Source organism: Nonomuraea sp. NPDC049646 (assembly GCF_044465525.1).
In the GTDB taxonomy this organism is placed as follows: domain Bacteria; phylum Actinomycetota; class Actinomycetes; order Streptosporangiales; family Streptosporangiaceae; genus Nonomuraea.
Map to the genome: position 1 here is coordinate 21,150 of NZ_JBITLU010000038.1, position 7,015 is coordinate 28,164.

The following is a 7,015-nucleotide window of genomic DNA, read 5'->3' on the forward strand; positions in this document are numbered from 1 at the left end:
GACCAGCCTGACCAGCCGCCTGACCTCATGGAGCACCTCCATCTCGCGCCAGGTCGCCAACCACATCTCCAGCATCCTCGCCACACTCCGGGGCGCGGACCGCGCCGCCGCTCGCCGATGGCGGCCGCGGTTGCCGCCGCGCGTTGAGGCGGGGTGGTCGGGGTGGGCCCGGTCAGTTCGTACGTCGCCTTCGCGTGGCCGGTCTGCGTCAGCGTCACGGCGGCGATGTCGTCGGGGTCGACCACGAGGAGGCCGATCTCGCCGAAGGGGGCAGCGACCGTACGCGCCGTGTTGGTGGACGGCGCCCAGGCGTAGGCGTTGGAGGCGAAGACAGGATCGCCCGTTCGGTGGCGGAATCCATGACGGCCCCGCTCGTACGCGGCGGAGGCCCGGCTGTGCGACAGGGAGTCGGGGCGGCCACCCGCGCCTCCCCGTACACCACGCCCCGCCGGCGACACCCATGGAACGAGCGGCAGGACGGGCGGCAGGACGGGCGGCAGGACGGGCGGCAGGACGGGCGCCTCGGCAAGGTACTCGCCGAGGGGGCGGAACAGGGTGTCGACATCAGGTGAAGATCGCCCTGTTGGCAACCGAGAGCATGTGAAGTGATACCAGTCTGGGGCTCCCGCAGACTAGGAGTATGGAGATTACGTACGAGTTGGGCGAAATCGCCGTCGAGCGGCAGCTGGAGGCTCTCGCTGGGGACGGTACGCGCAGGCCGGTGACGATCAGATTCGGCACGCCGCGCCTCGACCAGTTGAGCGTGAACGGCGACTGGTGCTGTCCCCACCAGATCCTGGGTCTGGGCGACCAGGAAGTCGGGGCGGCTTTCGGTGTGGACTCCCTGCAGGCGCTCCTGCTGAGCGTGTACAAGGTGCGATTGAAGCTGGAGGAGCGGGCGCTGGCCTCGTCGGTCCGGCTGGACTGGCTGGGCTGGCCGGACCTCGGGTTGACGGTGGGCCCGGGGCCCCATCCGGCCTTGGATGTCTGACTGTCACTTCGAATCGTGCGGTTCTCGGGAGGACGGAGGATGGCAGGCCCGCCGGGAGGGCTGTTGAGCAGGCACGACCCGTCGTGCGCCTCGCCCCTGCGGCGTCCAGGAGCCGGCGGCTCCGAAACCTGCTCGCCCAACCCGACGTGACCGTGCAGGTCGGCGCCGAACCGACCCACCTGTGGGAGACGACGACCGGTATCTGGCCCCTCTACGCCGGCTACCAAAGGCGGATCCCGAACGTCATCGTTGAGCGCCCGCCGACGCCGCCTCCGGCCTGACCAAGAGCGAACTCATCCTCGAACGGGCGGCCGACGCCGATGAGGGACGCTGGACACTCCGAGCCCGCCTTGGACGCAACCCGAACCGCAACGCCGGGCGCTCCGGCGGGCTCCTTCCCCGGAACTCTCGCAACCGCGGCTGCCAGGCTCCCGACCGGACGCGGGACGATCGACGGCACCCGGCAGGCTGAGCGGACGCGGCACGAGCGTGCCCCGCTCCGCGGGATCGCCGCACGAGGCAACGTCAACCACACAGGAAATGAGCATCCACCATGGGCGAACCGGTACTCGAACCCGCGGCGCAAGCGTTCGTCGAGGCGACCGCGAACCCCTGCCGACGACAGCGAGCCGAAGCGACTGTCGGGTCTATCTAGGGTCGAATCGAAAAGATCCCCTGGTCAGAGGTGAAGGCGATCTGCTGCCTGGCCGGCAGCGCCAGCGAGGCCGCCCTGCGGATCTAGGCCATGGCGTTGAAGGCGTCCATGGACGCGTCAGCCTGGGCGCCGTCGGCGGCGGCGCGGGCCTGGGCGGCCAGGCCCTGTCGCTCGGCGCAGATGAACTCGTCAGGCTCGTCGGCCTCGCCGTGTCGCCGTTGCCGGGTGACCTCATCAACCCGCGCGCGATCTTCTGCGTCGGCGGCCTGGCGGGCGTCGGACCGGCGCGTGGGCGAGGCTCTGCACATCTCGCTGCGCTAGCCGTCCGCCGTTCGCGGCAGGAGCACACCCGGTGCCTGGCCGGCCGCCGCGGTCAACCTCCGCGCCGCGGGCGGGCCACGCGGCCAGGGGTTGACTGCGGGGCCGGGCGGCTACAGGGTCCTGCCGGTGGCGTATCGGTAGGAGGCCGCGACGACGCTTCTGGCAGTCTCCAGCTCTTGTGGGCTGCGGGGACCGTAGAGCATCACCACGTTGATCGTGGGTGAGTACAGGGGATGGCGCTCGCCCCAGCCCTTGGCGATGAGCTCTTGCTGGTCCTCCTGTGACAGGGCCATGTGCAGGCTGCCGTCGGCGTGGACATGGGCGAACTCGGCGACCAGTCGGGGCGGCAGGAGCACCGCTCCCTGCGGCGGCACCGCGTCCTGGTGCAGGAAGAAGGCGAGCGAGCCCGGCTCGGAGATCTCGCTCGGCCTGATCTCGGTGCCGGGAAGCCGGGTGGTCATCCACTGCGCGAGCTGTTCGCGGATCTCGCCGGGGCTGTTCTGGCTGAGCTGGACGTGCGGAACGGACGGGCCGGTACGGGGACGGTCCCCGGCGCGGGTGGGAAGGGACAGCATGACGGACTCCTCAGAAAGTGATGACGATCTTGCCGCGCGTGTACTGGCCTTCGGCCAGGTCGCGCATGGCCTGCGGGGCTTCGTCGAACGGGTAGGTCGCGGCCACCTCGATGCTCATCCGGCCCGCCGCGACCCGTTCGGCCTGCCGGTGCAGGTCGCCGGTCGATGCCTCCATCCGGACGTAGACGGGCGCGACCCCGTCCACCTCCGCCGGGCCGTACAGGGTGGAGACGAGCCGGCCGCCGGGCCGTACGAGCCCGGCGGGGGACGCGAGCGCGGGACCGGCGTTGATCAGGTCGACGACCACGTCCAGCCCGCCGGGGTGCAGCCGCCGGGCCGCACTCAGAGTGTCGACGGCGGTGTGGTCGATGGTCTCGTGCGCACCGAGCGCGCGGATGTAGGCCGTGTCGGCGGGTGCTGCAGTGGCCAGCACGCGTACGCCCAGCTCGGCGGCCTGCTGGACCACAAGGGCGCCCACGCCGCCGGTCGCGCCGATGACCAGCGCACTGTCGCCCGGCTCCAGGGCGGCGGAGGCTAGGACACAGTGCGCGGTCATCGCCGCCATGGGCAGCGCGGCGGCGTGGGCCGGGGACAGCGCTGGCCGGTGGACGAGCTCGGGCCCCTCGCCGACCAGCGCATACTCGGCGATCACCCCCGAGGCCGCGCCTGCGTAGGCGATCACCTCGTCACCTGCCGCGAACCGCGTCACGCCTTCTCCCACGGCCGCCACCACCCCGGTGGCATCCACGCCGGGCACGCACGGGTGCGTCACCGGGAACATCGCACGCAGCTCACCCGTGACCAGCTTCACGTCGATGGGATTGAGCGCCGCAGCCTGCACGCGGACCTGCACCTGGCCAGGGCCGGGTGACGGGTCGGGCAGGTCATGGACACGCAGCTGCTCCAGGGGGCCGAAGGCAGCGGCCACGAGAGCTTTCATGATCAGCGGCTCCTGATGTGGCGGCGAATCGGGCAGGGCAAGCCTGCTCGCCGGCCGCCCTCCCGCTCATCGTCCGTCCGGGCGGCATCTGCTACCCGAACGGGCAGCGACCTCCCTTGCCCGGCGTCGCCTAGCATCAGCGCATGGACATGCCCGACCCGCATACCGCGCTGGCGGCAGCCGCCTCCGTGCTGCGGGCGCCGACCGGCGCCATGCTCGAGCCGCTGTCACAGGCGCTGGCCGGGTTCTTGCCGCACCGGGCGGTGGCCGTGCTCACCGGCGACTGCGCCCGGCATCCCATGAAGGCCCACGGCGAGACGGCGATCATCGAGAAGATCACCAGCGCCGAGCTGTCCCGCGTGGGCGGCACGGTCGGCGTGGGCCAGCCCTGGTCCGGCCGGGCTCGCCTGGCCGGCGAGGACCTGCCGGTGCTGGCTGTCGCCTCCCGCCCGGCCGGGGCCTCCGGCGGCCTGCTCGTGGTGGTGACCGTCGGCGGGGATGCGCCCACCGGCCCGCCAGCCGAGCTGGTGCAGCGGCTGTGGGACCTGGTCGCCCTGCAGCTGATGCACCGCGCCGAGAACCTGCCCCCCGCCGACCTGACCGGCAACCGGGTGGCCGCCGGCGAGCGGGCCCGCGTCATCGCCGAGCTCACCAGCATGCACGCCGCCACACTGCACTCCCTGCTCGGCACCTTGCGCAGCCGTACGCTCGACGACGCCGCCGCCCGGCGCACCGCCACCGACCTGGCCGTGTCAGCGTTGATCGAGTTGCGCGCCGCGGCCGACCTGAATTCCACGCTGAGTGAGGAGCCGGCTGGGGCGGCCTTCGACCGGCTGGCAGGCAAGCTGGCACCCCTGGCCCGCCACAGCCAGGTGTCGCTGGAGCTGGCCGGGCCGCGCGACCGCGACCGCGTCCTACCGTCCGACATCGCCAACACCGCCCTGGCCCTGGTATGGGGCGCCGTGGTCACCATGCTCGAGCAGGACGGCCTGACGAGGGTTCGCGTGTCCGGGGAGCCGGAGGGGGCCGAGCTCCACCTCGTCGTTCGCGACGACGGGCCGGGCACGCTCGCGGCCGGCGCGCTTGCCCTGCGCCGTCTGGCCGAGCTGGCAGCCGCCGTGGACGGCCGTTTCCTCCTCGACGCCGTCCCCGGCTGGGGCACGACGATCAGTGCCGCGCTGCCGCTCACCCCGCCCGCGCCCCCGGCCTCGGACGCTGCCCTGGCCGCGCTCAGGCCACGCGAGCTCGAGGTGCTCGAACGGCTGGCGCGCGGCCTGCGCAACCGGCAGATCGCCGAGGACCTGCTGATCAGCGAACACACCGTGAAGTTCCACGTGGCCAACATCCTGGCCAAGCTCGGCGTGGGCACCCGTACCGAGGCCGCCGCCCTTGCTCACGCCACCGGTCTGACCACGTCGGCTTGACCGCGCCAGCCTGATCGCGCCAGCCTGACCGCGCCGGGCAACGCCCGGCCGCCGTGCTCGCTACGCCGACAGCGGCCGTGGAGGTTTCTGCCCGTCCACGATCTCCTTGACTGACCGCCTTTGATTCGGTCATGGCACAATGCCCGCCATGCGTATCCGGATCATGGCCCTGACCGCCGTCGCCTTAACGGCCGCCGGATGTGGTCAGCTACCCCCCGCGCCCTCGGCGAACGAGACCACCGCGCCGCCTCCCGCGCCTTCGACCAGCGCTCCTTCGCCCTCCGCGAGCGGGGACGCGACGTCCGGCGGCCGGGACACCCGGCCCGCGCTGGCCGCCGTCCAGGGCACCGTCGAGTCGAACTACAAGGCCGAACTCGTCGGGCTCAACCGCGTCGGCGGCAAGCACCTGGTCGTGCAGCTGCGCCTGTCCACCAGCACCGACAAGCCGCTGCACTGGCAGGCGCCGCTCGCCGACCCGATGCGGCCGCTCAAGTGGCGCTGGCCCTCCGGCATCGCGGTGCTCGACGCCCCGGCCCACCGATGGCTCATGCCGTACAAGCCCGCCGACGGCGAATGCCTGTGCAGCGACACCGACCGCGACGACCTCAAAGCGATCATCGACCCCGGCGAGTCGCTGACGGTCTACGCCGTGCTGCCCGCGCCATCCGGCAACCCCGCGACCACGACGATCGTCACACCGATCGGCCCGCCGATGGTCGACGTCCCGATCAGCGACGACCCGCCCGTCCCGCCACCCGGCCAGCAACTGCCCGACGCCGACGCCTCCCAGGTCGAGACCGTCAGCCACCTCATCGAGACGCCGTCGCAGTCGCTCGACCGTACCGAGGAGACGACCGACGACGGCGCCGACCTCAAGGTCAGCCTCTCCTCCGACGTGCTGTTCGCGCTGAACAAGGCGACGCTCACGCCGCGCGCCCGCACGGTGCTGGCCAAGACGGCCAAGCTCATCGACACGTCCGCGGACACGACGATCGAGGTCGACGGCCACGCCGACTCCTCCGGCACCAACGCCATCAACGAACCGCTGTCCCGCCGCCGCGCGGAGGCGGTGCGCCAGGCCCTCATGCCGCTGATCACGCGCGACCAGGTGACGTTCAGGGCCCGCGGATACGGCTCCCGCCGCCCGCTGTACAGCAACAGCTCCGACGAGGGACGGCGCCGCAACCGCCGGGTGACGATCACGTTCGCCAAGCCCGCACCGGCTGAAGTGCCGGCCGCCGGCACCACCACGTCCCCGCTGCCTGAGGGCGAAGGGACGAAGGCGACGGTGCGCGCGAAGGGGGTGCCATTCGACCTGCAGGTGACGGCCTTCCGCCGGATGCCCGGAGACCTGGGCCTGCTGCGCTACTCGATCACCAACCGGGGTGACGGCAAGGCGTGGTACCACGACCTCAACTGGGCCGACGATTGGAACGCCTTCAAGTACCACGCGGCGACGAACATCCAGGTGACCGACCCCGCCGCGCGCCGCCTGTACCGCCCGGCCCGCGTGATCGTGGCCAAGGGGGAGGAACCGGGCACGTACTGCGCGTGCACGAACACCTCCGGGGTGGCGTTGTCGGCGATGAACTTCGAGCCCGGCGAGACGAAGGAGTTCTGGTCGCTGTACGCCCTGCCCGCCCAGGCTGACGCACTGACCGTCAAGGTGGCCACCTGGCGCGCCCTGCAGGTGCCCCTGTCCTGAGCCCGCGCCTCGTTGCAGGCTCCGGCCCTCGGGCCCCTGTGGGCCACAGCTGACTCAAACCGGATACTCGACAATCCGCAGAAACGTCGCAGCCGGGGGTGCTACTCCGTCGGTTGCCGGGTGTCGGCTGCTGCGCGGGCGAAGGCGCGGATGAGTGGCGTCTCGCTCGCCGTACGCCAGGCGAAGGCCCACCGGCACGGCGGGGCGTCGCGGATCGGGACGAAGGCGAGGCTGGGCCAGGGGTAGAAGGTCGCGGCCTCGGCGGTGACTCCGGCGGTCGCCTGGCCCGAGGCGACGGCGCTGAGGGTCTCCTGCCAGGTGGTGACCTTGGGGCCGCGGCGGACGGGGCGGCCGGAGGGGGTGTGGCAGGGGTTGAAGATCTCCTCCATGCAGGTGGGGATCGA

At 72.1% G+C, this 7,015-nt stretch carries 6 protein-coding genes and 1 pseudogene; 3 read left to right on the top strand and 4 right to left on the bottom strand.

Annotated elements, in window-relative coordinates; all coding sequences use genetic code 11:
- Positions 1 to 640 precede the first annotated feature (640 nt).
- Entirely contained in the window at positions 641 to 991 is a 351-nt protein-coding gene (locus ACIBQ8_RS50830; protein WP_397195866.1) for a DUF6968 family protein, read from the top strand.
- A gap of 738 nt (positions 992 to 1,729) precedes the next feature.
- On the opposite strand, the gene ACIBQ8_RS50835 is transcribed toward ACIBQ8_RS50830, so the two are convergent.
- From ACIBQ8_RS50835 to ACIBQ8_RS50845, 3 genes are all read right to left on the bottom strand, one after another.
- Complete coding sequence (locus tag ACIBQ8_RS50835) at positions 1,730 to 1,954, bottom strand: hypothetical protein (RefSeq protein WP_397178819.1); 225 nt, start codon at positions 1,952 to 1,954, stop codon at positions 1,730 to 1,732.
- Positions 1,955 to 2,077: 123 nt separating this feature from the next.
- Entirely contained in the window at positions 2,078 to 2,542 is a 465-nt protein-coding gene (locus tag ACIBQ8_RS50840; protein WP_397195867.1) for a luciferase family protein, read from the bottom strand.
- Positions 2,543 to 2,552: 10 nt separating this feature from the next.
- Complete coding sequence (locus ACIBQ8_RS50845) at positions 2,553 to 3,482, bottom strand: NADP-dependent oxidoreductase (RefSeq protein ID WP_397195868.1); 930 nt, start codon at positions 3,480 to 3,482, stop codon at positions 2,553 to 2,555.
- Between the two features lie 143 nt (positions 3,483 to 3,625).
- On the opposite strand from ACIBQ8_RS50845, the gene ACIBQ8_RS50850 reads away from it, so the two are divergent.
- Positions 3,626 to 4,906, top strand: a complete 1,281-nt coding sequence (locus ACIBQ8_RS50850; RefSeq protein WP_397195869.1) for a LuxR C-terminal-related transcriptional regulator — start codon at positions 3,626 to 3,628, stop codon at positions 4,904 to 4,906.
- 148 nt (positions 4,907 to 5,054) lie between these two features.
- Positions 5,055 to 6,611 carry an OmpA family protein gene (locus ACIBQ8_RS50855; RefSeq protein WP_397195870.1) on the top strand — a complete coding sequence of 519 codons (1,557 nt, stop codon included), beginning with the start codon at positions 5,055 to 5,057 and terminating at the stop codon, positions 6,609 to 6,611.
- A 101-nt stretch (positions 6,612 to 6,712) separates the two neighbouring features.
- Here the strand turns inward: ACIBQ8_RS50855 and ACIBQ8_RS50860 are convergent.
- Positions 6,713 to 7,015, bottom strand: a pseudogene (locus tag ACIBQ8_RS50860) (LysR family transcriptional regulator); the annotation flags it as partial.

Bases quoted from the DNA above. Each gene is read 5' to 3' on its own strand.
- ACIBQ8_RS50830 (WP_397195866.1), top strand. From the start codon at position 641: ATGGAGATTACGTACGAGTTGGGCGAAATCGCCGTCGAGCGGCAGCTG.
- ACIBQ8_RS50835 (WP_397178819.1), bottom strand. From the start codon at position 1,954: ATGTGCAGAGCCTCGCCCACGCGCCGGTCCGACGCCCGCCAGGCCGCC.
- ACIBQ8_RS50840 (WP_397195867.1), bottom strand. From the start codon at position 2,542: ATGCTGTCCCTTCCCACCCGCGCCGGGGACCGTCCCCGTACCGGCCCG.
- ACIBQ8_RS50845 (WP_397195868.1), bottom strand. From the start codon at position 3,482: ATGAAAGCTCTCGTGGCCGCTGCCTTCGGCCCCCTGGAGCAGCTGCGT.
- ACIBQ8_RS50850 (WP_397195869.1), top strand. From the start codon at position 3,626: ATGGACATGCCCGACCCGCATACCGCGCTGGCGGCAGCCGCCTCCGTG.
- ACIBQ8_RS50855 (WP_397195870.1), top strand. From the start codon at position 5,055: ATGCGTATCCGGATCATGGCCCTGACCGCCGTCGCCTTAACGGCCGCC.